At 64.8% G+C, this 25497-nt stretch carries 26 protein-coding genes and 1 pseudogene; 19 read left to right on the top strand and 8 right to left on the bottom strand.

Annotated elements, in window-relative coordinates; translation table 11 throughout:
* Window positions 1–156: 156 nt before the first annotated feature.
* On the top strand, window positions 157–363 hold the full coding sequence (locus ACESNG_RS06155) for a transposase (protein ID WP_373059565.1): 207 nt from the start codon (window positions 157–159) through the stop codon (window positions 361–363).
* A 262-nt stretch (window positions 364–625) separates the two neighbouring features.
* On the opposite strand, the gene ACESNG_RS06150 is transcribed toward ACESNG_RS06155, so the two are convergent.
* The gene (locus tag ACESNG_RS06150; protein ID WP_373059567.1) at window positions 626–1018 is read right to left on the bottom strand and encodes a hypothetical protein; all 393 of its coding nucleotides are present in this window, start codon (window positions 1016–1018) and stop codon (window positions 626–628) included.
* A gap of 813 nt (window positions 1019–1831) precedes the next feature.
* A complete protein-coding gene (locus ACESNG_RS06145; RefSeq protein WP_373068223.1) occupies window positions 1832–2017 on the bottom strand; it encodes a hypothetical protein in 186 nt (61 codons plus the stop codon).
* A gap of 409 nt (window positions 2018–2426) precedes the next feature.
* On the opposite strand from ACESNG_RS06145, the gene ACESNG_RS06140 reads away from it, so the two are divergent.
* Window positions 2427–2726, top strand: a complete 300-nt coding sequence (locus tag ACESNG_RS06140) for a DUF6438 domain-containing protein (RefSeq protein WP_373068221.1) — start codon at window positions 2427–2429, stop codon at window positions 2724–2726.
* A gap of 244 nt (window positions 2727–2970) precedes the next feature.
* Window positions 2971–3210 (top strand): hypothetical protein, encoded by a 240-nt coding sequence (locus ACESNG_RS06135; RefSeq protein ID WP_373059573.1) that lies wholly within the window; start codon window positions 2971–2973, stop codon window positions 3208–3210.
* 72 nt (window positions 3211–3282) lie between these two features.
* Here the strand turns inward: ACESNG_RS06135 and ACESNG_RS06130 are convergent, their stop codons facing one another.
* Window positions 3283–3747 (bottom strand): DinB family protein, encoded by a 465-nt coding sequence (locus tag ACESNG_RS06130; RefSeq protein WP_373059575.1) that lies wholly within the window; start codon window positions 3745–3747, stop codon window positions 3283–3285.
* A gap of 119 nt (window positions 3748–3866) precedes the next feature.
* Between ACESNG_RS06130 and ACESNG_RS06125 the strand changes: the two genes are divergently transcribed.
* From ACESNG_RS06125 to ACESNG_RS06085, 9 genes are all read left to right on the top strand, one after another.
* Complete coding sequence (locus ACESNG_RS06125; RefSeq protein WP_373068219.1) at window positions 3867–5594, top strand: protein kinase domain-containing protein; 1728 nt, start codon at window positions 3867–3869, stop codon at window positions 5592–5594.
* Entirely contained in the window at window positions 5591–6721 is a 1131-nt protein-coding gene (locus tag ACESNG_RS06120) for a PLP-dependent aminotransferase family protein (protein ID WP_373059577.1), read from the top strand. Before ACESNG_RS06125 ends, ACESNG_RS06120 begins: the two co-directional genes overlap by 4 nt.
* A gap of 103 nt (window positions 6722–6824) precedes the next feature.
* Window positions 6825–7403, top strand: coding sequence for a Uma2 family endonuclease (locus ACESNG_RS06115; protein ID WP_373068217.1), 579 nt, complete (start codon window positions 6825–6827; stop codon window positions 7401–7403).
* Window positions 7404–7492: 89 nt separating this feature from the next.
* The gene (locus ACESNG_RS06110) at window positions 7493–8608 is read left to right on the top strand and encodes a TonB-dependent receptor domain-containing protein (RefSeq protein WP_373068215.1); all 1116 of its coding nucleotides are present in this window, start codon (window positions 7493–7495) and stop codon (window positions 8606–8608) included.
* Between the two features lie 931 nt (window positions 8609–9539).
* The gene (locus ACESNG_RS06105; protein ID WP_373059583.1) at window positions 9540–10193 is read left to right on the top strand and encodes an RNA polymerase sigma factor; all 654 of its coding nucleotides are present in this window, start codon (window positions 9540–9542) and stop codon (window positions 10191–10193) included.
* 7 nt (window positions 10194–10200) lie between these two features.
* Complete coding sequence (locus ACESNG_RS06100; RefSeq protein WP_373068213.1) at window positions 10201–10815, top strand: zf-HC2 domain-containing protein; 615 nt, start codon at window positions 10201–10203, stop codon at window positions 10813–10815.
* Window positions 10812–11687, top strand: a complete 876-nt coding sequence (locus ACESNG_RS06095) for a DUF4097 family beta strand repeat-containing protein (protein WP_373057737.1) — start codon at window positions 10812–10814, stop codon at window positions 11685–11687. The genes ACESNG_RS06100 and ACESNG_RS06095 overlap by 4 nt, the downstream gene beginning before the upstream one ends.
* An 8-nt stretch (window positions 11688–11695) precedes the next feature.
* Complete coding sequence (locus ACESNG_RS06090) at window positions 11696–12427, top strand: YceI family protein (RefSeq protein ID WP_373068211.1); 732 nt, start codon at window positions 11696–11698, stop codon at window positions 12425–12427.
* Window positions 12424–13041, top strand: coding sequence for a hypothetical protein (locus ACESNG_RS06085; protein ID WP_373068209.1), 618 nt, complete (start codon window positions 12424–12426; stop codon window positions 13039–13041). The genes ACESNG_RS06090 and ACESNG_RS06085 overlap by 4 nt, the downstream gene beginning before the upstream one ends.
* Window positions 13042–13224: 183 nt before the next feature.
* Here ACESNG_RS06085 and ACESNG_RS06080 read toward each other — a convergent pair whose 3' ends face one another.
* Window positions 13225–13809 (bottom strand): protein kinase domain-containing protein, encoded by a 585-nt coding sequence (locus ACESNG_RS06080; RefSeq protein WP_373057743.1) that lies wholly within the window; start codon window positions 13807–13809, stop codon window positions 13225–13227.
* Between the two features lie 133 nt (window positions 13810–13942).
* On the opposite strand from ACESNG_RS06080, the gene ACESNG_RS06075 reads away from it, so the two are divergent.
* From ACESNG_RS06075 to ACESNG_RS06050, 6 genes and pseudogenes are all read left to right on the top strand, one after another.
* Entirely contained in the window at window positions 13943–15388 is a 1446-nt protein-coding gene (locus ACESNG_RS06075) for an NADP-dependent isocitrate dehydrogenase (RefSeq protein ID WP_373068207.1), read from the top strand.
* A gap of 152 nt (window positions 15389–15540) precedes the next feature.
* On the top strand, window positions 15541–15768 hold the full coding sequence (locus ACESNG_RS06070; RefSeq protein ID WP_373057747.1) for an AbrB/MazE/SpoVT family DNA-binding domain-containing protein: 228 nt from the start codon (window positions 15541–15543) through the stop codon (window positions 15766–15768).
* On the top strand, window positions 15769–16170 hold the full coding sequence (locus ACESNG_RS06065) for a type II toxin-antitoxin system death-on-curing family toxin (RefSeq protein ID WP_373057749.1): 402 nt from the start codon (window positions 15769–15771) through the stop codon (window positions 16168–16170). It abuts the gene before it with no gap.
* Window positions 16171–16206: 36 nt separating this feature from the next.
* A complete protein-coding gene (locus tag ACESNG_RS06060) occupies window positions 16207–16425 on the top strand; it encodes a hypothetical protein (RefSeq protein WP_373068205.1) in 219 nt (72 codons plus the stop codon).
* Between the two features lie 37 nt (window positions 16426–16462).
* Window positions 16463–18157 (top strand): annotated as a pseudogene (locus ACESNG_RS06055) (protein kinase domain-containing protein).
* Window positions 18154–19119, top strand: coding sequence for a TolB family protein (locus ACESNG_RS06050; protein ID WP_373057753.1), 966 nt, complete (start codon window positions 18154–18156; stop codon window positions 19117–19119). The pseudogene ACESNG_RS06055 and the gene ACESNG_RS06050 overlap by 4 nt, the downstream one beginning before the upstream one ends.
* Here ACESNG_RS06050 and ACESNG_RS06045 read toward each other — a convergent pair.
* Genes ACESNG_RS06045 through ACESNG_RS06030 form a run of 4 tightly spaced genes read right to left on the bottom strand, consistent with a single transcriptional unit; the run spans window position 19100 to window position 23704 of the window.
* Window positions 19100–20095, bottom strand: a complete 996-nt coding sequence (locus tag ACESNG_RS06045) for an NAD-dependent epimerase/dehydratase family protein (RefSeq protein WP_373068203.1) — start codon at window positions 20093–20095, stop codon at window positions 19100–19102. The two genes, ACESNG_RS06050 and ACESNG_RS06045, sit on opposite strands and share 20 nt — an antisense overlap.
* Window positions 20092–21774 carry a fatty acid CoA ligase family protein gene (locus ACESNG_RS06040; RefSeq protein WP_373057757.1) on the bottom strand — a complete coding sequence of 561 codons (1683 nt, stop codon included), beginning with the start codon at window positions 21772–21774 and terminating at the stop codon, window positions 20092–20094. The genes ACESNG_RS06045 and ACESNG_RS06040 overlap by 4 nt, the downstream gene beginning before the upstream one ends.
* Entirely contained in the window at window positions 21771–22679 is a 909-nt protein-coding gene (locus ACESNG_RS06035) for an alpha/beta fold hydrolase (RefSeq protein WP_373068225.1), read from the bottom strand. The genes ACESNG_RS06040 and ACESNG_RS06035 overlap by 4 nt, the downstream gene beginning before the upstream one ends.
* A complete protein-coding gene (locus tag ACESNG_RS06030; RefSeq protein ID WP_373057759.1) occupies window positions 22679–23704 on the bottom strand; it encodes a 3-oxoacyl-ACP synthase III in 1026 nt (341 codons plus the stop codon). Before ACESNG_RS06030 ends, ACESNG_RS06035 begins: the two co-directional genes overlap by 1 nt.
* A 157-nt stretch (window positions 23705–23861) precedes the next feature.
* Between ACESNG_RS06030 and ACESNG_RS06025 the strand changes: the two genes are divergently transcribed.
* Window positions 23862–25091: an ATP-binding protein gene (locus ACESNG_RS06025; protein ID WP_373057761.1), complete on the top strand. Its 1230-nt coding sequence runs from the start codon at window positions 23862–23864 to the stop codon at window positions 25089–25091.
* Window positions 25092–25497 lie beyond the last annotated feature (406 nt).

Raw genomic sequence — 25497 nt, 5'->3', positions numbered from 1 at the left:
TCACGACCGATGCCGAGGCGCGCACCGGCGTGTGTCCCGCGGGAAAGTCGTTGTACCGTAGCGGGGGAAACCGGAAGACGAACAACCACGCCGGTGCGCAACGTCGCGTTCTTCCATGGACGCATCGACACCGACAGGCCCACGCACACCGCGCGCATGCAAGTGCGCATCGACGCACCCGAGGGACGCCAAGCGTATGGGCGACGCTTCGCCACGGTGGAGCCGGTGTTCGGTAATCTGCGGGCGAACAAGCGGCTCGATCGCTTCACGCTGCGCGGCCGCACCAAGGTGAGCGGTCAATGGACGCTGTATTGTCTCGTCCACAACATCGAAAAACTCGCCCACGCGGGCTACGCGGCGTAGGGAGCACCGCAGAACGCGCAGCAATACGCGTAAGTCCACGCGGAACAGCGATAAACGCGCACTTTTTCCGAGTTCGGCGCATCAATGCGATTACGAAAATCATAGACGACGTCCTGCGACAGCGAAATCGCCTTATTCTACAGCCTCAACGTTCGGGTTCAGTTGCAGGCGGACCAAAACAATGCGCGCGAAGCGCGCGCACCCCACTCCGACTGCCAACTGCAACCCATGGTTAGAACGCTGGTGGGAATGCTGCAGACATCTACCGCACTCGCTCACGTCGGTCGATAGGGATATCACGGTCGAGCTCGAGCGGGGATGCGCGAAGGAGTGCCGGAGGAACCGGTGACGCTGGTGCGCGGTGTACCAGTGAGAATATCGCCCGGCCACACAGCGCACCGAGCAACGCGCTGATTCCCGCGAGCATTCCGTAGAATGGGATGAGACCGTACACTCCTCGGCTGAGCACCACCGGAGTGTATAGAAGCAATGGGAAGGCAGCTCCGCCGATCGCGCCCCACAGCGTGAGCTTCGCAGCCGAGAGTGCCGACGCACCTTTGCGACGACCCATGCTCCAGATCACGACGCCGAACGCGAGCCCGCAGACCGATCCCCACAGCGCGCCCGCACCGGCGAAAGCAGCGAATCGAATCAACAGACGGCTCCAGTCCATGGCACTCTGCCAAGGCTGGAACCGCACCAAAAACAAGGCAGTGCCGACGCCAGCTCCGACCGACCACGCCTTATATACGGGCACTTCCGAGAAGACCGCGAACGCGCGTCCAAAGCTACATCGACTTACCCTCAGAATGTCGTTCTAACAAGTTAGAGGTTTCGCGTCGCGAAGCCGACGCCAAACCTCCGTTGAACTGAACCGCCGGCACTGCCCTATGGAGTTTGCACCCGTCGTACCGGCCGCGCTATCCGGATGAGCGGGGGCCACCGCGACGGTCCGCGCGGGTCGTGGGGTGTGACGGGACGGGGAGCGGCGGGGCTGGACGTCGTTTCCACGGGGTTCAGCGCGGTGTGCGGCGCGCGCGCCGAACGGGCGGTCATGCGTGCTGGGCGAGGCGACGAGCGGGCGCGCACTTCGGGGGCCTCGCGCGCGCGGGGACGTGAAGCAGCCGTCGCGTGCGCAGAAGGTGGCCGGTTCCACACTGCGGGCACCAGGGCGCAGGCGGGATGCCAACACGCGCGTCGGGGAGCTCGTCGCGCGGCGAGGGGACCGGTGGCGCCAGCTGTCGTTGTAACCGCGTGCGCGTGGCCGCGACGCCGCCGTCCGCCAATACACCCGCAGCAACTCGAGCGTCCGCTGTGGCAGCGGCACGTAGCGATCCCGTCCGCCTTTCCCGGCGCGCGGATCCTGTACAGACGCCAGCAGCGTCCGCACTTCACCGGTCGACAGCACCACAGGCAAGACGTGCCGCTTCGCCGGCCGCACGAGATCAAAGACCGGCCACGTGCGGTGTCACGTCACTTCGGTCAAGAAGCGAATGCCGCTGCGGTACATGATCCGCGTGCTGCGCGAGACCTTGCGCGTCGTGACCAGCGCGAGGAAGAACGCACGCCGCTCGTCTTCGGTAAGCGTGTCCAGCGTGTCGGGCCATCGCGCGCAATGCCTCGCCAAGCGGATCACCGCGCCATGATGCGCCATGATGCGCCTGCTGCGTCTTCGGCGCGAAGCCGCGCAACCGCATGTTGTCGCCCATCCGGTCGGTGAGCGTCTGCATCGGAACCTCCGTCTGCGGGAAACAAGGACCTGCTCCCGCGACGTGACCGTCGCCCGCCGCTATCGAGATAGGGAGAAGGGGATGTTCTCCCCTGCTCCCCTCCCACACCACCTTCGCCGAGCGTGTGTTCTCCACTGCGTTGTGCTCTCGAGTATCACGTTACCCTCCAACGCGAGCTCCGCCGAGGCGGACATCCGGAGCACACGACCGAGAGTCGCGACATGCACGCTCCATTCCGTTCGGCCCTTCACGACGAGATTTATACCCCGAAGTTTCCGACGGCGTGAAGAGCGCCAAGGCCACGATCAACCCTCTCACCGGAGCCAGTCGCCTGTGAGCAAGACCTGGAGCACCATGTGCATACCGTCGCTGCGTCGTTCGCGTGTGACGAGCGCCCTCGTCGCGATGATGTCAACTGTGATGGCTTGTCGATCGAACCCGGCCCCCGAGCCCACGGCGGCGGGAAGTGTCGCGGTGCGACTGGAGCGTGGACCGTGCTTCGGTAACTGCGCGGAGCATGTGGTGGAGATCCTCGACGACGGCACCGTGCGCTGTGACGGACGCGAGCACGTGATCGCGCTCGGTGCGCAGCGCGGCTCGATTGCCGTGAGCGCGGTGCGCGCACCCCAGTAACAGTTCGTGTCCGCTGGTTTTGCCTCGCTCGACAGCGCTTATGTCAACGGGCCAAGGGATGCGGACGCTTTCTGCCGGATGGTCCGCGCACGGTAACCGGTGCGCGCAGTTCAACGACAATGAGAATCGGTCAGTGCGATGCGGGGTGCACAACTGCCCCGCGCGTGCTGGGCGCTTTGGCCGCGCAGGTCGATAGCGTGGCGCGCACCAGCGCGTGGACTACCGGAACCGGAGGAAACACGTAATGCGTGACTTCATTTCGCGTCGTGGTGCGGCGCTCGTGGCTGCCACGGTCGCCTGCGTTACGGCCCACCGCAGCTCACTCTCAGCGCAGACGCCGCCCCCGCAAGCGGCGCGTACGTTTACGCCGGCGCAGGCACGGTCCGCGTCCAACGCGCTCGACACGCATCTGGCCGAGCATCCGAAGAGCAAGACGTCGGTCGCGTCAGCGAAACCGTCGGCGGCGGCAGCCACCGATGCGTAGCGTGCGCAGGCGTTGCGCGCCCCGGTTCCGGCGCTCAAAGCTTCGGGTAAATCGAAGAAAGGTACATAGTCCTTACGCGTACGGCATGGTCGGCACTTTCCCGCACAAGCGTGCGTACACCGCGAGTGACCCACGGTGATGCGCCGTGTGATCCACGATCCCGCTGATCACCGCGCGCCTGGGCGCACCGCCCATCACGATGTCGTTGGGAATCGGTTGGTCGAGCTCCTCCTCGCTCGTGGCGCGTAGCGTGGCGATCGCCTGCTCGAACGATTGCGCCAGCGTGGCCCGCGCCGCGTCGAGCGACGTGACCGCCTTGGCCTGCGCAATGTGCACGTCGTAGTCGGTGTCCCATCCCGCGCCGAAGGCACCACCCATGAACCAGTCCACCGTGATCGCGACATGCGCCACGTGGCCGGCCGTCGTGTACATGTCCGCATGCGGTGCGAACGCTTCGTGTTCGGCGCTCAAGACGGCGATGGTCGTGAGGAAGAATTTCCGCGTGGACTCCAGTTCAGCGACGGCAGCATCCGACATGGGGCGCTCCTTGCAAAACAGTGAGTTTCGGTTTATGTTCGGTAATATGCCGTTTCGGAACAAAACGTCAATCGCGAAGCCGCTAGCTCCGTGGGCGCTGAAGCGTGTACCATAGGCGGATGCCCTGCGACCTGTCCGGCCTCACCGCCGCCCTCGCCGACCGCTACTGCCTTGGCGCGGAGCTCGGCGCTGGCGGTATGGCCACCGTGTACCGCGCCCATGGTCTGCGCCACGAGTGTGAGGTGGCGCTCAAGGTGCTGCGCTCCGACCTCGGCGACGCGCTTGGCCGCGACCGCTTTCTGCGCGAAATCCGCCTCGCCGCGTCCCTCACGCATCCGCACATCCTGCCGCTGTACGATTCCGGCGATGACAACGGGACGCTCTGGTTCACCATGCCGCTGTTGACGGGTGAAACGTTGCGCGACCGTCTCGCCAAGCCGGAGCGACTGTCCATCGATGACGTCGTGCGCCTCACCGGCGAAGTGGCCGACGCGCTCGACTACGCGCACCGACACGACGTGGTGCATCGCGACATCAAGCCGGAGAATCTTCTGCTGCACGAAGGGCATGCGGTGGTGGCCGACTTCGGCATCGGCAAAGGACTCGTCGCGGCCACTGAGCAGAACACGATGCACACGCAAATAGGCGTCACGGTAGGCACGCCTACCTACATGAGCCCTGGGCAAGCCGCCGGTGAAGCCGTCGACAGGCGCCGCGACCTGTTCGCGCTGGGATGTGTGCTCTTCGAGATGCTCACCGGCGACGTGGCGTTCAGCGGCCCCACCGTGCAGGCCACGATCGCGCGGCGATTCGTGCATACGCCGCCACCGACGGCCGTGCTCCGCCCCGATGTACCAGCGGCGCTCGCGCAGCTCGTTAATCGGCTGTTGGTTAAGGCTGCCGAGGCACGCGTCGCGAGCGGCGCGCAGGTGGTGCAGACGCTGCGCACGCCGGTGGTGATTGCGGCGGCGCCGTCGCCCGTCGCACCACCGGCGTACACCGAACGGTCCGTGGTGGTACTCCCTTTCGTGAACGTCAGTCCCGACGCCGACACGGAGTACTTCAGCGACGGCCTCACCGATGAACTCATCACCGACCTGTCGCATGTGAAGGCACTGCGTGTGATCTCTCGCACCACCGCGATGCAGTACAAGGGCAGCACGCAGACGCTATGCGCTATCGGTGACACGCTTGGCGTGCGGTGGGCGCTCACCGGGAGTGTGCGACGCGCTGGCAATGCGCGATGGTGGCCCGGTTCGATGATGCGGCCAAACAGGCGTCGTGGCTGCAGGAGAACGCCCCCGCGTGGCCCTATACCGCGCAATTGCGCGGCCTCATCGTCGCAGCCACGGGAGAGCAGGCTGAAGCGATCGATATCCTCGACACGGTCAGTGAGGCATCGCTCGACGGACACCACACGTTTCACCTCGCCGAGTCGTATGTCATGGCCGGCGCGCCCGAGAAGGGCATCATGCTGCTCGATCGCGCCGTTACCATGGGGTTCTATCCGGCCGACTATTTCGAGCGGCTGTCCCCGTTTCTCGAATCGGTGCGCGCTCGCGAGGATTTCGCATGCGTGGTGGCTCGGGCACGTGTCCGCGAGGAGGAGTTCGCGGCGGCCGTCGCATAGATTTCCGAGCAGTAGCGCCCCGTTGAGCGGCGTGCTGCCCATATCAATCATTTGCCCTCGGCTGTTCTTCGCGTCTCTTCGCGTGCTCGGCGAGCTTCGCGTGAACCAGCCGGCTATCCGATCACGCCGAGGCAGTCGCCAGCACGACGGTTCACGCGAAACTCGCGTAGGCAGAGACGGCCCGCGAGGCACTGCCACAACATCAGTTATCGGATGACCGACACTCCCCACGACCTCGTCGACTTCGGCAACGGGCAGCCCTCGAGTTCGTTGCTTCCCCTCGATGCAATACGTACCGCTGCCGATCACTGTCTGAGCCGCGGCGACGCGGCACTGCTGCAGTACGGCGACGATCAAGGCGACGTGGACTTTCGCGAATCGCTCGCACGTTTCCTGACGCATCGCTACGCGACGCCGGTAAGCGCGGCGCACCTGATGATATCGGCCGGTGTCTCGCAGGCGCTCGATCTCGTGTGCACGCGATTCACGCGGCCCGGCGATACGATCTTCGTGGAAGAGCCCACCTATTTTCTGGCGCTCGAGGTGTTCCGCGATCACGGCCTACAGGTGGTCGGCATCCCCATCGACCACGACGGCATTCGCCTCGACGCGCTGCAAGACGCACTCACTCGGCACTGTCCCGCGCTGCTGTACACGATTCCCTCGTTTCAGAACCCCTCGGGAACCACCATGTCGGCCGCGCGACGCGAGCAGCTGGCAGCGGTGAGCCGCGCGCACGATCTGCTCATCGTCGCCGACGAGGTCTACCAACTGCTCGACTTCGGGACCGCGCCGCCGCCGCCGTTGGCGGCGTATATACGCGACGCGCGCGTCTTGTCACTCGGTTCGTTCTCCAAGATCTGCGCTCCCGGCTTGCGGCTGGGGTGGATACAAGGCGCAGCACCGCTGCTCGACCACCTCATGCAATCGGGCGTCGTGCACAGCGGCGGCGGACTCAATCCGTTTGCATCGGGCGTGGTGCGCAGTCTGCTCGATCTCGGACTGGCCGACGCCGGGCTCGATGTGCTGCTCCGTGTATATGCCGAACGGTCGGCGGTGCTGTGCCGGGCGCTGCGTGACGCGCTACCGATGGCCACGTTCGTCGAGCCGCGTGGCGGGTACTTCGTGTGGGTGCAGTTACCATCGACTATATCTGCATCGCGACTGCTGCCGACGGCCGTGGCGGAAGGTGTGAGCTATCGTGCGGGCGCGCTGTTCAGCAGCGTCAACGGGTTCGCGCGTTCGCTGAGACTGAGCTTTGCGCACTACGACGAGGCGGCGTTGGTACTCGGTGTCCAGCGACTGGCGCGCGCAATTGCACGCTACAGCACGAACGCCGAGTAGACTCGGCCCGCCCGCCTCGCGTATCTTTATGGTGCACACCGATGACGGGGATGCGTAACGTCCGCTCATGACACGAACCCGCTCCACACACCGGAGGCGCGCAATGACCGCCGCATCGGATGGCATGACCGCCGAACAACTCATCGGCTACGAGATTCCTGGAAAGCGTGTGGAACTGGTGCGTGGCCAGCTGGTGGTACGCGAACCAGCCAGTTTCTCGCATGGCGCCTTGTCGCTGCGCATCGGTATTGCGCTCGGTAACCACCTCGCGCGTGAGGGGGAGCAGCAGGGGTGGCCCCTGACGCGCGGGCGGCTTGCCACCGCCGACCCCGGCTTCACCCTCGCGCGGCGCCCCGACACCGTACGCGCACCGGACATTGCGTATGTCTCGCGCGAGCGTCACGCCGCGCCGATGCATGACGGCTTTCCGGAGTTCGCGCCCGACCTCGCGGTGGAAGTGCGCTCTCCCAGCGATCGCACGGGCGCGGTTGTCGCGAAGGTCAGCGATTGGTTGTCGGCGGGCACCGCGCTCGTGTGGGTCGTCGATCCGCCGCGCGAGCAGGTGGTGGTGTATCGCGCAGACGGCGCCGTCTCCGTGTTGACCACCGGCGAGACGCTCATCGGCGAGGAGCTCCTTCCCGGCTTCGCGTTACCGCTTCAGGAATTGTTTGCGTTGAATTGAGTGGGTTCGGTGTGAACGCCCGTAACTCCATCACGACCTCGACCGCCGATCTCGAGATCAATGAGGAACAATGCGGCCGCTAAGAATTATTGCATAGGCTTGAGCTTGCCACAAAACCACAGCAGATCCCTCGCCGTGGCCGCAAACGCCTTTCTACCGAAGAGTCTGACCCGGTCCGTCTACCTCCCCCGGACGCCGAGCGCTTCTCGGACTTCGGGAGCGCGGTGACCGGTAAGCTCAGCACGCGCCTCGAACTCACCAGCCGGTTGTCGGTTCGTGGTGCCGGCAGCACGGGCTTCCGCGCTCCCTCGTTGGCCCAAACCAACCTGTCGGCGACCAGCACGAACTTCATCGGCAATCCACCGGTACCGCAGGAGGTTGTCACTCTGCCCGTGAACGGTGCCGCCGCCCGCGCGTTGGGGGCCACCGCGCTCAAGCCCGAACGCTCGCAGAATCTGTCGCTCGGCATGGCGTGGACCCCCACGAAGACTTTCTCGGCCACCCTCGACGCCTATCGCATCACGATCGAGGATCGCGTGGTGTTCTCGGAGAACTTGCTCGGCGCGCAGGTGCAGACGGCGCTGGCCGGACTGGGCTTCGCGGGGCAGACGTCGGCGCGCTTCTTCACCAACGCGATCGACACGCGCACGAACGGCGTGGACCTCGTGGCCAACTACGGCGTCAGGCTGGCGGATCAGGCTACGCTGCGCATGACGTGGGGCACCAACTGGGGACGTACGTTCGTGACGCGAATCTCGGACAATCCGGCGCAGTTGGCCGCACTCAACCCGAAGGTATTCGGCCGCATCGAGCGCAATCGCGTAGAGGAGGCGCAGCCGCGTCTGAATAGTCGCCTGTCGATCAGCTACGCCAAGAAGGCGCTCAGCTTCGAAGTGCAGCACGCCTACTTCGGTTCGTTCACCATGCGCCCGGAGGCGATCGTGGACGGAGCGGGGAATCCTGTGCCGATCGTGACGAGCGCGCAGGCAGATCAAACGTTCCGTGGCCGTTGGATCAGCGACGTGAGCACGTCGTACAAGTTCACGCGCTTCACGATCACGGGTGGTCTGGACAACGCGTTCAACATCTACCCCGACCGGAATATTCCCATCGCCTCGAATTCGGGGATCCTCCAGTACACGAGCTTCTCGCCGTTCGGCTTCAACGGACGCTTCGTGTACGCGCGTATCGGCTACCGCTTGTAACATCGGCGCGACGCGTTGGAGTTCGATCACCTGTCGCCTGCTGCTGCAGGCGACCGGTTTGTTTTTCGAGGTATCGGGGCGTAAATCTTGGTCGGGCTCGCCTGCGAACCGAGACGACGGCCTACGGCGCTTGGTTGTTCAGTGTGTGGTCGTTTAGCCGCTATATGGCAGCGGCCATCTTCGGTGCGGCAACTCCGCGGGCATTTGGGCCAAGATTCACCCACTCGAAACCCCGAAGCGCCATTTACTCTGGACTGTTCCTCTGCGTTCTCTGCGCCTCCGCGTCCTCTACGTGATCAGTTCAGCAGCCTGTCCGTCGACGAGCAATCCGTTCAGCGGCAGATCACTGACAGCGATGCTCGGGTAGATCGAGCACTGATCACGCAGAGAAACGGAGAACGCAGAGGCGCAGAGGTCTCTTGCCGATAGGTCGCCGGACAATGGCCACCGTCGTTCTATTGGGCTCTTTTCGATTGCGGGTGGCTGAATGGCGGCCGACCGTTCAGTGGGTACTGCGGCATGCGGCGAGGCGCGTGGCAACGGACCGAACGACCAACGGCCTGACCGCGGATTCACGCCGACATGACGCGGATTAGAGTCGTGCGAGATGACGGAATAGCGCGCGCTATTCTACAGGTTGTGGTCGTTTCGCCGCGGCATGGCAGCGGCCATGTTCGGTGAGGCAACCCAGCGGGCCTTCGGGCCGGGATTCACCCACACGAACCCCCGAAGAACTATTTATTACGGACCATTCCTCCGCGTGCGCTGCGCCTCCGCGTCCTCTGCGTGATCAGTTCGGCAGACGGTCCGTCGACGAGCAATCCGTAACTGATCACGCAGAGAAACGGAGAACGCAGAGGCGCAGAGGTCTCTTACCGATAAGTCGCCGGACAATGCAGACCTTGCGGGTCGACCTACTGCTTTGCCGTTGGTGAGCTCCGGCAGTAAACCCCAGCCACCCCACCGGCATCGAACCGGGTGTGCCCCTTCCCTCGACCTCCCGAATCCCCTGACCGGCAACGCCTCTGTCGCGCTCGACCCGCTCGTCCGTGCTGCGCAGACGGGCGATGCCACGGCCTTCGCCACGCTGTATGACGCGCACGCGCCACGGCTCTTCGCCGTGTGCGTCGGTCTGGCCGGGAACCGCGTCGACGCGGCGGAGCTGTTGCAGGACACGTTCGTGCGGGCGTGGGAGCGTCTCGGGACCTTCCGTGGCGAGAGCGCTTTCCCCACCTGGCTGCATCGCGTGGCGGTGAACGTGTTCCTGCTGCAGGAGCGGACACGACGGCGCAGAGTGCAGCGTGTCGCGGTAGAGTCGGAGTTGATATCCAACGCAGGTGTGGGCGAAGCACTTGCCACGGCCGTCCCTGATGCGATTACACCCGCCCTCGACATCGGTCTCCGCGTCGACCTCGAAACGGCCATTGCTCGGCTCCCCGACGGTGCCCGCCGCGTGTTCGTGTTGTACGATATCGCCGGGTACGAGCACGCCGAGATTGCTCAGCAACTTGGCATCGCCGAAGGAACGTCCAAGTCTCACCTCTTCCGGGCGCGGCGACTGCTGCGCGGGATGCTCGACCGATGATGTGCCCATGATGGACGACCAACTCGCGCGCACACCGGAATGCACGGCATGCGACGCAGGCCTCGCCGATTACCTTGCCGGCCAGCTGAGTGAGCGCGTCGCCGAGCAGTTGGAGGCGCACGCCGCAGGGTGCGCGCGATGCGAGCGCATCCTCGACCACGCGACACGAATCCCCGTCGCTGATTTCATCCCGTCGCTCCCGGTAGCCGCTCGCGCCAACGTGCTCTCAGCGGTCACCCGACCGGCGCGCCGAACGCAGCCAGGCGCGCGAATCCCTTCGTGGCGCGGTCCGCTCGCAGGCGGCGCACTCCTGGCTGCCGCCGCGGCCCTTCTCCTCATCGCGCGTTCGGCCCGCACCTCGGAGCCGCAGGGCGACAGCACTCGGGCTTCGCTCGATAGGCTTCCCGCCCTGTCGTACGACGGCAATGCGGCCATGCAGCGCGCCGCGCGTCTTGCCTCGGACCGGGCACACGCCGAGTTCGAGTCGCTCGACGCGGCGACGCGTGAGATCGAAGGCGCGCTGCACGTAGCCCCAAGCGACGCCGAACTTCGCGCCTACCTCTTGGCTGTGCGCGCCCGCCGCGTTGAGTTGAGGCAGCGCGTGAAGGAGGCGACATCGTGAGCGGACCGATAGACCGGCGAATGGTCGATCGCCTCGCGCGGCTGGTGTGCGCGACGGCCGTGATGTTGCTGCCATTCTCGTCGCGCGCGCAGCGTGCCGCGTCAGATGGCCAACCCGTGCACCGTGGCTATGCGGTCACGCGTGACGTGGCGATGCGCATCTACGTGCCCGCCGGCCACGTGCGGGTCGTCACGTGGTCGCGCGATTCGGTCGACCTCGCCGGCACGATCGGCGCTAATGCGTCGGTGTTCGGAGGAGGCTCGCGCACGCACGTCAAGCTCGGTGTGGAATCGCGCACGGCGAGTGACTCCACCATGCCACGTGCCGACCTCGTGATCAGCGTTCCGCGCGCGGCGCATGTCTGGATCAAGACCATCGATGGAGACATCGACGTGCGTGGAACCACTGGGGAGCTCGAAGCCTATGCCGTGCGGGGCCGCATCGCGGTGTACGATGTGAGCGGCGTGACAGCACTCGAATCGATCGATGCGCTGGTCACTGTGGATCGTGCAACCGGTGATCTCCGGGTGCGCGGTGGAAAAGGCGACGTGTCGCTGGTTGCCGTGCGAGGCACCGTGTCGGTGGCCACTATCAGCGGCGCCGTGTCGCTTTCGGAGTTCAACGGAGACGGCCGCGTCGAAACCATTGGCGGCAACGTGACGTTCCGCAGCGGATCGCTCGCCGGGATGCAGCTCGACATACAGACGCACGCCGGCGCCATTACCCTGTTGCTTGCCGCGGCGCGTGCTCCGGCACTCGACTTGTCGAGCCGCGCCGCGCCGCCGCTTCTACCAAAGCTCGTGCAGTCGCCGGCGAACGGGCGCATCGTGGCGCGATCGTTCAAGGGGCGCATCGTTGTCACGGCACGCTGAATGCCGCATTGAACGCGCAGCACTTCGGCGGCATCGAAGCCAGTATGAAACCCATTCACTATCTCACGATCGTCGGCACGCTTACCGCGATCGCACGATTCGGCTCGTTTCAACGCGAGGTCGGCCGGCAGCTCGAAAGCCGATACCGCATCTCGCCGACACACACCGTAGCAACTCGTACAGCACTGCCACCGTCGCTGAATAGCGACACCGCGCGCGTGGACACGGCCGCCACCGAGATTCGGTGGAAAGGCACCAAGTTCGGTAAACGCGGGGCGCATGCCGGCACACTCCGGGTACGAAGCGGATGGATCGACGTGCGTGGCATGCAGCCCCGCAGTGGTCGCATTCTGCTCGACATGCGCTCGATCGCCGTGACCGATATACCGCGCAGCGACATGGTACCGCGCCGGAAGCTGCTGGAGCACTTGGTAGGCGAAGAGTTCTTCGCCGTGTCACGTTTTCCCACGGCGGAGTTCACGATCGATCGCGCCGTGGATCTGGGCGCCAATGTGTTCCGCGTGAATGGGCGCCTCACGCTGCGAGGGGTCACGAAACCTGTGACGTTCGACATGACACTATGGAGCTATGAGCCCACGGCACTTCGTGCAACCGCGCAGCTCACCTTCAACCGCATGGACTGGGGCGTGGCGTTTCGCGGATCGCGTCTCACGAACGATCTGGTGGACGACGACGTGCAGCTCGAGATCGACATTACCGCCCGCGGAAGTGCATCGTGACATGCGCTGCATATATGCACCGGTTCGCGTTCACGGCGGCGCTGCTCATCGTACCGATGGGCGCCTGCGCGGCCCAGTCTAGCCCCGACGATCCCGCCTGCCAGCCGCCGCCGCCTCGTGGAGCGACGCTGGCGAATCATGCGCGTATCGCGCCACCCACTGAGCCCGGCGAGCAAATGCGCATCCGTCTTCGCTTCGAGGACGTGCGCGGCAAGCCGCACAGCGGGTTGATAGTGTACGCCTATCAGACCGACGCGCAGGGACACTACGCTACCGGCAACGGGGAGACTGGCTGCTACCGTTTTCATGGGGCCCTGCATGCGTTCACGCGCACGGACACGGACACGGTGGGCGCCGTGTCGTTCGAGACCATTCGTCCCGGCCCGTATCCGGGTCGCACGGACCCACAGCATGTACACGTGGTGGTGCAATTTGCGGATGCGCGCGGCTTCTACCTGAACTCACTGGTGTTCAGCGACGACCCGCGAGTTACACCCACCTATCGCGTTTCGGAAAGGGACGCGGGAGGATCGGGCATCGCCACGCCGCAGCGCGATAGCGCAGGTACGTGGTTGGTGACCCATACGTTTCGCTTCGCACGTGCGCCAAGGTAGCATGGTCCGACGCACCCTGAAGATGCCCGTGTCTCGGCGACACCCGACGGCACTCTCAGAGGCCATGCGCGTTCCTCGTGGTGTAGGAATCCGGGACAACGGGGAGCGGATAGACGTGAGGCTTCATCGAGCGGATGCGTCGTTCCGGCTTGGAAGCGACCGATGTCGCGACGGATATGCGGGCTATCCGCAGGTTACGCCCAGAAGGTGCAAGCATCGGCGCACGCGCTTGGCGAGCCGCTGCTGGAAGTCCGTGGCGAGTTCGGCCGGCATCCCCTCCGCGCGCGCCTGCGCGAAGACATCGGGCAAGGCGGCGTCCACGCGGCGCACGGTGTCCCGAACGACATCGAAGACCCGGTCCCACCCGAGCCCGCACTGGTCGGCGAGCTCGTGCCATGCCGCGGCATTGATACTGGGCCTGTGCCGGGTCGAGCCAATCAGCAGTTGCCGTTCGCGCTCGATACGCGCGCGCAGCGTCTCGCCGGTCACGAGCGGCATCACGTAGTACAGCAGCGTGTCGGCCTCCCCGCTGTCCAGCAGTGGCAGGATGTGCGGATGCTGCAGTCGTGCCGTGGTGCGTATTTCGCTCAGGAACCGTTCACCGCCGAGCGCCGCAGCGAGATCGGGATGCAGCACCTTGATGGCCACCTCGCGATCGTGCCGCAGGTCGTGCGCGAGATACCCCGCGGCCATGCCGCCGGCGCCGATCTCGCGTTCCACCCGATAGCTTCCGCGGAGTGCGGTGGTGAGCCGTTCGAGGATGTTCATGAGGGGGATGTTACGCGCTGGGCACAGAGGCGGAAAGGGCGTCGGGCGCCACGGGCTACGCGTACCGTCAACCCCGGCTCCACCGCGATAGATTTCGCCATCCACCACCACTCCCCACCGCCGTCCACCTTCTATGAGCAACGTCCCCATCACCATCGCCCACGGCGATGGCATCGGTCCCGAAATCATGCGCGCCACGCTGCGCGTGCTTGAAGCCGCGGGCGCGCGACTCGCGCCGGAAACCATTGAGATCGGCGAAGCAGTATACTATCGCGGGCAGACGGCGGGCATCGAGCTGTCGGCGTGGGAGAGTCTGCGCCGCACCAAGGTATTCCTGAAATCGCCCATCACCACGCCCTCCGGCGGCGGCTTCAAGTCACTCAACGTGACGGTGCGCAAGACACTCGGCCTCTACGCCAACGTGCGCCCGTGTGTGTCGTACGATCCGTACGTCGCCACGCACTTTCCCGGTGTCGATACGGTGATCGTGCGCGAGAACGAGGAAGATCTCTACGCCGGCATCGAACACCGACAGAGCGACGAGGTGTACCAGTGCCTCAAGCTCGTGTCGCGTCCCGGCTGCGAAAAGATCGTGCGCTATGCCTTCGAGTACGCGCGCGTGAATGGCCGCAAGCGCGTGACGTGCATGACGAAGGACAACATCATGAAGCTCACCGACGGGCTCTTTCACAAAGTGTTCGACGAGATCGCGAAAGAGTATCCGGGTATCGCCAATGATCACATGATCATCGACATCGGTGCGGCGCGCCTGGCCACGCGACCGCAGACCTTCGACGTGATCGTCACGCTCAACCTGTACGGCGACATCATTTCCGACATTGCCGCCGAAGTGACCGGTTCCGTGGGACTCGGCGGCTCAGCCAACATCGGCGATCAGTGCGCCATGTTCGAAGCCGTGCACGGCTCGGCGCCCGACATCGCGGGTAAGGGCATCGCCAATCCCAGTGGCTTGCTGTTGGCCGCCGTGATGATGCTGGTGCACATCGGGCAGGGGGATGTGGCCGAGAAGATTCACAACGCGTGGCTGACCACGCTGGAAGCGGGTGTACACACCGGCGACATCTTTCACGAGAAGGTGTCGGAGCTGAAGGTGGGGACCGACGCCTTCGCGGATGCCGTGATCGAGCGACTCGGGCAGCGACCCGCGCGCTTCACGCCGGTTGAATATGCCGGCGGCACGCCGGTGTCGGTGGCGGGTCGTATTTCGGTCACGCATCCGGCGGTGAAGACACTTTTGGGTGTCGACGTGTTCCTGCACTGGCGCGGCGCACCGAACGTGCTGGGTCCGCAGCTCGAGGCGTTGAACGGGGACGGGCTCGAGCTCACGATGATCTCGAACCGCGGCGTGAAAGTGTACCCCGATGGCATGCCCGAGACCTTCTGCACCGATCACTGGCGTTGCCGTTTCCAGAGCACGACAGCCAGTGGCACCGTGACATTGAGTCAGGTGCTGTCGGTGTTGATGCGCGTGGGCAACGCCGGCCTCGATTTCGTGAAAACCGAACACCTGTATGCGTTCGATGGCGTGAGCGGGTTCTCGCTGGGGCAGGGGCAGTAAGAGAGCGGCGGGTGGACGGCGGCTCCGAACGCGTTAATCCCTGTTTTGACAATAGGTTAGATTAGTTATACTATTGTTTAATAGGGAAACGTGGCTCGTTATTTACGCTTCACACCACGATGCATTCTGCGCGTGGGCGCCGGGAGGTTTGCATGATCAGCATCACGCTCAAGAAAATCGGCGGCTCGGTCGGGGCCATCATTCCGAAAGAGGTGCTGCAGCGGCAACACCTCGCGGCCAACGACGAGGTGTTTGTGATCGAAACGCCGGACGGCATTCTGCTCACCGCGACCGATCCCGCGACCAAGGCGGCGATGGTCGCGTATGAGGAGGTTGCGCGCGAGAACCGGGCGGCGCTCGCAGCACTCGCGAAGCTGTAGGTGCGCGAGCCTGCGTGGCTGAGCCGCGCCGCTGTCGACCTGATTCACGAGGATCAGCGCCGACAGTACGGCGGCAACGTCGGTGTCCTCAATGAGGGCGGCATCGAGTCGGCGTTGGGGCGTGCCCTAAACCGTTTCGCGTACACTGGTGCCGATATCTTCGAATGTGCCGCCTGCTACATTTTTGGTCTAGCCAAGAACCACGGCTATCAGGATGCGAACAAACGAACAGCATTCGCATCCGGGCTGGTGTTCCTTCGCGTGAACGGTATCCGCATCGTCGCCGCTCCGGAGGACTCCGTTCGACTCATGCTCGACGTGGCCACCGATATCGCCGACGAGGCAGCCATCGCGGCATGGCTGCGCGCACGCGCTGTGCCGCCGCTCGCCGCGTTGGCGTAGCGTGTGATGTCTACTCCTGGAGCGTACATTCCCCACATGACCACGCCCGAACGCCGCGCCGCGCGCGCAGGCATGCCAGTGCGGATCTACCGACTGGGACACGAGCCGCCGGACACCTGGCTGGCGTGCCCCACGGCGGCCGAGCGTCTCGAAATGGTAGCAGATTTGTCTGAGCGGATGTTCGAAATCGCCAGCCGACCGGCGCCGTCGTACACGCGCGCAACCATGCCCATTCGTGTAGCGCGTCTCGCATGATCGACGTCTGGAGCGAGCCGATCGCCGAGTCCCGCCCATGACGAATCCCCCCGATCGCCTCTCCGCCGCTCTCGCGGGCCGTTACCGCATCGAGCGTGAAGTCGGCGCCGGTGGCATGGCCACCGTGTATCTCGCGCACGACATCAAACACGATCGCAAGGTCGCGATCAAGATTCTCCGCGAGGAACTCTCCGCGTCACTCGGTGGGGATCGCTTCCTGCGCGCGATCCGCATTGCCGCGCAGTTGCAGCACCCGAACATTCTGCCGTTGCTCGACTCGGGCGCCGAAGACGGCCTCCTGCTCTACGTGATGCCGTAGGTAAGCGGGCAGTCACTGCGCGAGCGCATCACGCGCGAAGGCGCGCTGCCGGTGCACGAGGCGGTGCGGCTCATCACCGAGGTGGTCGACGCGCTGGCGCATGCGCACGAGCTGGGGGTGGTGCACCGCGACATCAAGCCGGACAACGTGATGCTCTCGGAGCGTCATGCGCTGGTGGCCGATTTCGGCGTGGCCAAGGCGGTGAGCAACGCTACCGGCGGCCACATGGTGACCACGGTGGGGATGGCGATCGGCACGCCGACTTACATGTCGCCCGAGCAGGCGGTGGCCGATCCACACGTAGACCATCGCGTCGACATTTACGCCGTGGGTGCGATGGCGTACGAACTGCTCACGGGGCGACCGCCGTTCGTGGGTGGGTCGCCGCAACAGGTGCTTGCGGCGCACGTGACGCGGGCGCCCGAGGCGCCCTCCGTGCACCGCGCTGGCATCGCGCCCGCTCTCGCCGCGATCATTTTGCGTTGTCTGGCGAAGCAAGCTGGCGATCGCTTCCAGACGGCGGCCGAGTTACACGCGGCGCTCGAGCCGTGGGCGACGTCGAGCGGCGGGATCACACCAGCGGAGACGGCGCGCACGACGGCGAGCGTGGCAGCGAGTTCCGGTAAGGGCACGCGGTTCGCCGTTGCCCTCAGTGCGGTGAGTGTCACGGCAATCGCGGCGTATGTATTGCTCAATCGGCCACCCGCGACCGCCGCACTGCAGCAGGCCACGCAGCTCACGCGGAGCGCGGGCGTGCAGGAGATGCCCCGCATCAGCAGCGACGGCAAGGCGGTGGCGTACCGCGCGCTCGGCCCAGGCGATTCTGTGCCGCACGTCGAGTGGCGGCGCGGGAGCGATGGCAGCGCCATGAGCGTGCTGTCGTCGGGAGCGCCGATGAGCTGGTCCCCAGACGGCGACCGTCTCTTGGTGTTGACCAGGCGGGGCATAGAGAGCGTGAGCGCGCTTGGCGGGGCGAGCACGCTCGTCGTGGCACGGAACCTCATGAGCGGCGCCGTCAGCGGCGGTGTGTGGGCACCCGACGGGCAGCGGCTGGCATACGTTCACGGTGACTCGCTGCTGCTCAAGGGGCCGACGGCGTGGTCACGCTGTTGGGCCGAAGTCCTGATCCGCACTCGCTCGCGTGGTCGCCCGACGGCGCATGGATCGCGTACGTCGCCGAGAACGCGCGGTATCTGGTCGACTGGAACATCGCGCCGTCGTCGCTCTGGCTTGTGCCGACCACCGGCGGCGCGCCGACGCGGCTTACGACGAGTGGTACGCTGGACGCCTCGCCAACCTGGGCGCCTGACAGCCGACGCGTGCTCTTCACGTCGAACCGCGGCGGGACACGCGACATATACCAACTCAACCTCGACGGGCGCGGTCGTGCCGTTACTGACCCGGTCCGCGTGACCACCGGGCTCAATGCGTCGCTCATCAGCCTCTCCGCGGATGGACGGGAACTCGCGTATTCGGTGGCCACGAACCGCAGCAACATCTGGAGTGTCGCGCTGCCAAACACAGGATCCGTGTCGAGCCGTGCGGCCGAGTTGGTCACGAGCGACAAGGAAACGATCGAGAGCATCGGCGTCTCGGCCGACGGGCAGTGGCTGATCTTCGATTCGGATCGCGCTGGTGTGCAGCAGATCTTCAGGCGCCCACTAGGTGGGGGAACGCTACAGCAGATCACGCGTGGCAGCGCGCCGACCTTCTCGGCGTCGATCTCGCCGGACAGCCGGTTCATCGCCTTTCACACGATCGCGAACGGCGTGCGACGCGCCTTCGTCGCGTCGATCGAGGGCGGGGATCAACCGGTGCAGGTGTCGCGCGGCGTGGGCCCCGACGAGCGTAATCCCGTCTGGTCGCCGGACGGTTCGCGGCTCGCGTGGCAGATGCTCGAGTCTGGAAGTGCGAACGCCGCAAGCGCGGTGGAGGTGGCGACGAGGAGCCCGAGCGAATGGGGGGCGATCAAGCGCGTGGAGGTGCCGGCGATTCAGATGCAGGCGGCCTGGCTGGGTGGGGGCACGCTGCTTGGGCGTGACTTACTCAATCGTCGGCTGCTCGCGGTGAACATCGACCGCGCGAGCGAGCCACCGCGCGACATCGCCCGTGGTCTCGTAATTGAGAACATGCCGGTCGGGCAGGGTGTGATCTCTACCGACGGGCGCACGCTCCTGATCAGGAACCGACTCGGCATCTGGATGCTGCCGGGGGGCGGTGGCGTGCCGCGTCAAGTGGTGCGCTTCGACGATCCGCTGCACCCGATCGGGCTCTACGCGCGAAACTTCGCGATGCACGCGGGGCGATTGTACTTCACGTTGCAGGACCCGCAGAGCAACATCTGGGTGGCGCCGGTCACGGGGCTGTCGAAGTGAGCAGCGATTCCTTCAATCGCGCCAACCCTTCCGCAATCGAGACGAGCGGCACGTAGCCCAGATCCCGCTTCGCCGCGGAAATGTCGTACCAATGCGCGGTGCCGAGTTGCTTGGCGAGAAAGCGCGTCATCATCGGTTCATCGGGACGTTGCATCACACGCCACGCAAGCTCCAACAGCGCGCCAACCACGTAGGCCGCGCCGGGCGAAATGAACTTTTCGCAGGGGGGCAGTCCACCCGCTTGGAGAATGCCGTTGATCAGATCGCATTGGCGCACGGGCTCGTCTTGCGAAATGAAGTAGGCTCGCCCGGCACATGCCGCATCGGGTGCGACACGGTCGAGGGCCAGCAGATGCGCGCTGGCCGCATTGTCGATGTAGACCGAGTCGATTTTCTTCACGCCTCCACCGACTAAACGCAGCCGCCCGGCGCGGCCACGCGCGAGAACGCGGGCCGTGAGCTGCGGATCGTGCGGGCCCCAAATCAGATGCGGTCGTAGCGCGACGGTCGCGAGCGTAATGCCATTGGCGGCGAGCACCATCGACTCGGCTTCGGCCTTGGTGGCCGGGTACGCGCTCTCGAAGTGCGTCGCCAACGGCACGCGTTCATCGACGCCCTCCACGTCACCGCCGGCGTGAATCACCGACGGTGTGCTGGTATAGACCAACCGCGCAATGCCGTGCGCACGACAGGCCTCGATCACGTTACGCGTACCGACCACGTTCGCTTGGTAGTACTCCTGGTACGGCCCCCACACGCCCGCCTTGGCACCGATGTGCATCACCGCGTCGCACCCCTCGGCGGCTGCCAGTACGCCGCGCGCGTCGCCCAAGTCGGCACGCACCACGTTTACACCGAGCGCGCGTAACTGTGGCGCGTCACTGCGTTGCAAACTGCGCACCCGGTCGCCGCGGGCCACGAGTTGCCGGACTACGGCGCTACCCAGAAATCCGTTGCCACCGGTCACGAGAATCACGACAGCTTCGCCTGCGCCCACACGGTCAGGATTTCGCGTCCGATCTTCGCGTTGTGTCGTATGTCCACCGGGAAGCCAGGGTGGACGAGAAAGTGCGCGATATTCGTGGTGTGTGCATACGGCGCACCGATCTTCTGCAGTTCAGCAAACAACGCTGGTTCCGACACCAGGCCGCGCGCCTTCGCGTCTGCATCGAGCTCGATGCACAACACCGGCACGCGGATACCACCCACGGTGGCACCGACCAGCGCCGTGCGAAACACCGCTGGGTGTGTGTTGAAAATCTCCTCGACTGGCGCCGAGAACAGCGTCACACCATCCAGCTGCACCCGGTGCGACTTGCGTCCGCAAAACCACAGGCGACCGCTCTCGTCGAAGTACCCGACGTCCCCCATGCGGTGCACGATGGTGCCAACCCGTTGGATCTTGGCCGAACGCGTCGCCTCGGGCCGACCGATGTACATCGACGTCGTGGTCGGTCCGGTCACGGTGATCTCACCGATCTCGCCGGCCGGGAGTTCCTGTGCCTGCGCCCAATCGGTGATGGGTTCATCCGTAATGGCAATGACCCGCACGTCGTTCGGCGCCACCACTCGGCCCACACACACGCCGGCACCGGCCTCCGTCCGCACACGCGTGTCCGTGAGGATCTCGCGGCTACCGATACTCGCCACCGGCAACGCTTCGGTGGCACCGTACGGCGTAAAAATCTCTGCGTCTGGGGCGAGCAGCTGGTGCATGCGCTCGAGCGTTGCCGCGGGTACCGGTGCGCCGGCGGTGAGGATGCGTCGCACGGTGGGCCATTGCACGCCGTTGGCGACACCATGACGGCTCACTGTCGCCAGCAGCGCCGGCGACGCGAACACATTGGTCACGCCCCAGTCGTCGATGGCGTGCTTGATCTTCATCGGGTCCACGTTCGCCGGCCGCGTGAAGTCCATGTCGGGGACGACGGTGGTCATGCCGAGTGCGGGGTCGAACAGCGCGAACAACGGGAAGGTTGGTAAGTCGATCTCGCCCGGACGAATGTCGTACGTCTCGCGAATCAGCTCGACTTGCGCCGCGAAGTTGCCGTGGCTGTAGCGCACGCCCTTGGCGATGCCGGTGCTACCACTCGTGAAGAGAATCGCCGCGATGTCATCGGCCTGGGTGTGTTCGAGCACCGGGCCGGTGCCTTGACCTTCTCCCAGCGCGATCACCTTCGCGAGCGTGGTGCCTCCCCAAAACCAGCGCGACCCGACCGTGATGCAGAGGCGAATGGTCTTGCGACCGAGCCCCAGCACGACGCGCGCGGCGTGAGCAGCGGGTATGCCGATGAACGCCTCCGGTTCTGCTTGGGCCAAGCAGGTTTTGAGCTGCGCGATACCGAGGCCCGGGTCGATCAGCACCGGGACGATGCCCGCTTTGAAGAGCGCGAACGTGAGCGCAAAGAAATCAGGGCCAGGTTTGACCATCAGCACCGTGCGCATGCCGCGCGTGATGCCGGTCTTGCCCAGTCCGGCCGCGATCACATCACTTTGCCGATCGAGTTCGGCGTAGGTTTGCCGCGCGTAGGTGCGTGTGCCGTTGGCGTCGAGCCCGGTGGGAAAGACGACCGCCAGGGCATCGGGCTGCAGGCGCGCCATCTTCGGCAGGTGCGACGCGATGTTGCACATCGCAGCGTCGCCGGCGTGGCTCATGATGCGACGGCGCGGGAACTGGACCGCACGAAGTGGGTGATGAGCGGAATGAGCTCGTCGGCCGCGTCTTCGAGTACGTAGTGGCCAACGTCGGGCATCAGATGCACCGTGGCGTTGGGCAGATGCTGCTGCCATTGCCGCAGAAAGGCGGCGTCGAACACAAAATCCTTGCCGCCCCAGCCGATCAATGCGGGCGTGTTCTTGAAGCGGTGCAGATTAGCTTCCGTGTGCTTCACGATGTCATATCCCGCATCGGCGGCACGCAAGGGAATGTCTTGCACGAAGCGGAGCGTCGCGATGCGATTGGCCCACGAGTCGTAGGGCGCGCAGTAGGCACGGGCGATGTCGGCCGGCATGCGATGGCGGCGGCAGCCGATCACCGTGGTGCCGTACGCGAACGCGTTGAAGCCGCGCACCAGCACCGTGCCCAACCACGTGCGCGTGAGCTTCAGCGGCCACGGGAATGGTTTTTCTGGCGGCAGGGGAAAGGCGCCCGTGTTCAGAATCACCAATCGCGCGACCTGCTCGGGGTGACGTACCGCCCAGCCCATGCCGATCATGCCGCCCCAGTCGTGCATGACGAGCGTGAGCGGCTCCGTGAGCTTGAGCGACGCGATAAAAGCGCCGAGGTCGTCGATGCGCTGCGCGAGGGTGTAGGCGTAGGCGTCGTCGTCCGGTTTATCGGACAGGCCCATGCCGATGTGGTCCGGCGCGATGCAGCGGTGCGTGCCGGACAGCGCCGTGACGAGATTGCGATAATAGAACGACCACGAGGGATTGCCGTGCACCATCAGCACCGGCGGGCCTTGGCCTTCAGCGCCCTCGTCCACGTAATGCATTTTCACACCAGCACCGCGATCGAAGTAATGCGGCTCAAACGGGTACTGCGCCGGATCGACCGGCATCACCAGACGATCTCCGCCATGCTGCAGTTCAGCCCCGAACCAATACCCATCAGTGCCACGCGGCTGCCCTTGTGCAAGCGGCCGCTTTCCGCGGCCTTGGACAGGGTGATCGGCACGGCGGCCGGCCCGATATTACCGAACTCGGGGAAGAGGGCCATCACCTTGTTCAGATCGAGGTCCAACGTCTTGCACAATCCTGACGTATGCGCGCCACTCACCTGATGCAGGATGTATTCGTCGACGTTCGCGTTCGGGCCGGTGGTCCATCCGAATTCGTGCTGGGCGCGCTCGAAGGTCTCCGTGGCCAGCGTCAGCCCCGCCATGAGTAACTGCTTGGTATCGGTGTACATACTGTCCACCTGACCACGACAGAGGCCGCTGTGCTGCGTGGCGGCTTGATTGACCACCCCCCGAAACGCGTGTCCCTCCGGGGCCAGTGCGGAGCGTGACATCACCATGGCCACGGCACCCGAGCCCAGCGTGAGAGTGGCGAATTGATCACGGAAGTCTTGCAGCGTGGTGTCGCCGCTTTTGAGGCGCGCGATGGTGGCCTCCTGCACATAGCGGGCGCTTTCGCCATCTACGATAAGACCGTAATCAATTTGCCCACGATCGATCATGTTGCCGACCATTTGCATGCCACTCAAAAAGCCGAGGCACGCATTGCCCAGGTCGAAGTTCAGGCAATCCTTGGAGAGCCCGAGACGGTCGTGCACGATGCAGGCCGTGGACGGCTCGATATAATCGCGGCACACCGACGTATTGATCACGATGCCGATCCGGGAGCGATCGATGCCCGCCTGTTGCAACGCCTTCTCGCCGGCGAGGGCGGCGGCCTGGCTGGGCTGAAAACCGTCGTCCCAATAGCGACGCGCGACAATGCCCGATGCGGTTTCGAGCAGATCGGCACGCATGTCCAGGCGTTGCGTGGTGTCCGTCAGTTGCGCCATGATGTCGGCGGACGTGACGCGGAGCGGCGCGTCGACGTGCGCAAGACTCAGGATTGAAACGTTTTGGTATTGCATGAACCGTCGGTCCTAACGGGAGGTGTGTTTGCCCAACGATTCGTCAGGACTAACTCTTGGACCCAAAGATGGGGCCGTCTGGGTGTGCGGTAAAGCGGGGAGGGACGAGTGACGGAAAAGCTTGCAAAATCAAACCGCACGTTTGAAATTGCAAGGTATGAGGCGCGCTGCTGAATCATTGCTTGAAAGCTATCTCGAAACCTTTCCCTGTGTGGCGGTGCTTGGCGTGCGGCAGTGCGGGAAGACCACGTTGCTGCAGACGCTGCCGGCCAGCTGGAAGCAGTTCGATGTGGAGCGGCGAGCCGACCACGCCGTGATTTCGCGCGACCCGGATGCGTTCTTCCGGTTGAATCCGCGCCGGGTGGCCATCGATGAAGCGCAGCACCTGCCCGAGATTTTCTCCGCGCTGCGCGTGGCGATCGACGAGCAGCGCGGCGAGAAAGGTCGGTTTGTCATCACCGGCTCCAGTTCGCCGTCGCTCGTGCGTTCCGTGTCGGAGAGTCTCGCGGGGCGCGTCGCGATTATTGAGTTGTCGCCGCTGTCGTGGGAGGAAGTGACCGGAACCGTTGGGCGAGACTCGTTGCTGTCACGTCTTGGCGACCGCACTGCGTCGCCTGCCGACCTGATCGCGGGTCTCGCGCCGCGCGGTACGCCGGCGGAGGTTCTCGACTATTGGTACCGCGGCGGCTTCCCGGAGCCGTGGCTCGAATCCAAGCCGACGTTCCGATCTCGATGGATCGAGCAATACATCCAGACCTACATCCTGCGCGATGTAAAACGTCTGTTCCCCGCACTCGACGATACGCGCTTTCGACGTTTTCTCGAGATGTTGGGCGGACTGTCGGGACGTATTCTGAACTACGCCGAAGTGGCCCGCGCGCTCGGCGTGTCGCAGCCGACGGCGCGCGACTACCTCGACATTGCACACGGGACGTTTGTCTGGCGCACGATTCCGGCCTTCTCCCGCAACGTGGTCAAGCGCGTGGTGAAACATCCGCGCGGCTATCTGCGTGACACGGGACTGTTGCACGCATTGCTGCGCATTCCCGACAGCGATTCGTTGCTGAGTCATCCACAGGTTGGCGCCTCGTGGGAGGGGATGGTGGTGGAAGAGGTGATGCGCCAGTTCGCCGGGATGGGAGAGCCGGTGGAGGCGTCGTACTATCGGACAAGCGGCGGCGCTGAGGTGGACCTGGTGGTGGAAGGGGACTTTGGCGGTGTCGCGTTCGACATCAAACACGCGTCGGTCGTGAGCGCACGCGATCTGCGGGGCCTTCGAGATTTTGTCAGCGAGCAAGGCATGCGCGTCGGCATCGTGGTCAACAACGATGCCGTGCCGCGACAATACGATGATCATTTGATCGGGATCCCATTCGCATGGCTGTAACCTTCGATCCACTCGCGGCGGCGCTGGCGGCGAGCGGTTTCTGACCGAGATCCTCACCAACTCTGCGCCAGATGGAAGCGAACATCTGGATGGTGGAACGGGAGACGGCGCAGACGAAGGCACGATGAACGGGCCGAGCCATTAGTTGATTTCAGTAGCGTCCCAAGGTTTTGGGATGAGAACGGTGCAAGTGGTTGATTTGCGTGGGGAACGGCGTCGTTTGGTCTGATCTCGACGTAAACGTTTAGGCGCCGCATGTCGGTCTTTTGCGCGGAGGCGCGCGGGACCGTCCTGCACCGAAGAACCGCCATAGCAGGAGTGGTGGTTCGCCGCGCCCCGTCCGTCGGCACGATTCCCATTTCCATGATTTTGCTGTTCTTCGCATCTCTTTGCGTGCTCCGCGAGC

The organism is Gemmatimonas sp. (genome assembly GCF_041689975.1).
Taxonomy (GTDB): Bacteria; Gemmatimonadota; Gemmatimonadetes; order Gemmatimonadales; family Gemmatimonadaceae; genus Gemmatimonas.
Note: the sequence above shows the minus strand (reverse complement) of the source record. Positions and strands in the feature narration are given on the sequence as shown.

Excerpts from the sequence above, each read along its gene's own strand:
- ACESNG_RS06155 (WP_373059565.1), top strand. The coding sequence starts at position 157 with ATGCAAGTGCGCATCGACGCACCCGAGGGACGCCAAGCGTATGGGCGA.
- ACESNG_RS06145 (WP_373068223.1), bottom strand. The coding sequence starts at position 2,017 with ATGGCGCATCATGGCGCGGTGATCCGCTTGGCGAGGCATTGCGCGCGA.
- ACESNG_RS06135 (WP_373059573.1), top strand. The coding sequence starts at position 2,971 with ATGCGTGACTTCATTTCGCGTCGTGGTGCGGCGCTCGTGGCTGCCACG.
- ACESNG_RS06130 (WP_373059575.1), bottom strand. The coding sequence starts at position 3,747 with ATGTCGGATGCTGCCGTCGCTGAACTGGAGTCCACGCGGAAATTCTTC.
- ACESNG_RS06125 (WP_373068219.1), top strand. The coding sequence starts at position 3,867 with ATGCCCTGCGACCTGTCCGGCCTCACCGCCGCCCTCGCCGACCGCTAC.
- ACESNG_RS06120 (WP_373059577.1), top strand. The coding sequence starts at position 5,591 with ATGACCGACACTCCCCACGACCTCGTCGACTTCGGCAACGGGCAGCCC.
- ACESNG_RS06115 (WP_373068217.1), top strand. The coding sequence starts at position 6,825 with ATGACCGCCGCATCGGATGGCATGACCGCCGAACAACTCATCGGCTAC.
- ACESNG_RS06100 (WP_373068213.1), top strand. The coding sequence starts at position 10,201 with ATGATGGACGACCAACTCGCGCGCACACCGGAATGCACGGCATGCGAC.
- ACESNG_RS06080 (WP_373057743.1), bottom strand. The coding sequence starts at position 13,809 with ATGAACATCCTCGAACGGCTCACCACCGCACTCCGCGGAAGCTATCGG.
- ACESNG_RS06075 (WP_373068207.1), top strand. The coding sequence starts at position 13,943 with ATGAGCAACGTCCCCATCACCATCGCCCACGGCGATGGCATCGGTCCC.
- ACESNG_RS06070 (WP_373057747.1), top strand. The coding sequence starts at position 15,541 with ATGATCAGCATCACGCTCAAGAAAATCGGCGGCTCGGTCGGGGCCATC.
- ACESNG_RS06060 (WP_373068205.1), top strand. The coding sequence starts at position 16,207 with ATGACCACGCCCGAACGCCGCGCCGCGCGCGCAGGCATGCCAGTGCGG.
- ACESNG_RS06040 (WP_373057757.1), bottom strand. The coding sequence starts at position 21,774 with ATGAGCCACGCCGGCGACGCTGCGATGTGCAACATCGCGTCGCACCTG.
- ACESNG_RS06035 (WP_373068225.1), bottom strand. The coding sequence starts at position 22,679 with ATGCCGGTCGATCCGGCGCAGTACCCGTTTGAGCCGCATTACTTCGAT.
- ACESNG_RS06030 (WP_373057759.1), bottom strand. The coding sequence starts at position 23,704 with ATGCAATACCAAAACGTTTCAATCCTGAGTCTTGCGCACGTCGACGCG.
- ACESNG_RS06025 (WP_373057761.1), top strand. The coding sequence starts at position 23,862 with ATGAGGCGCGCTGCTGAATCATTGCTTGAAAGCTATCTCGAAACCTTT.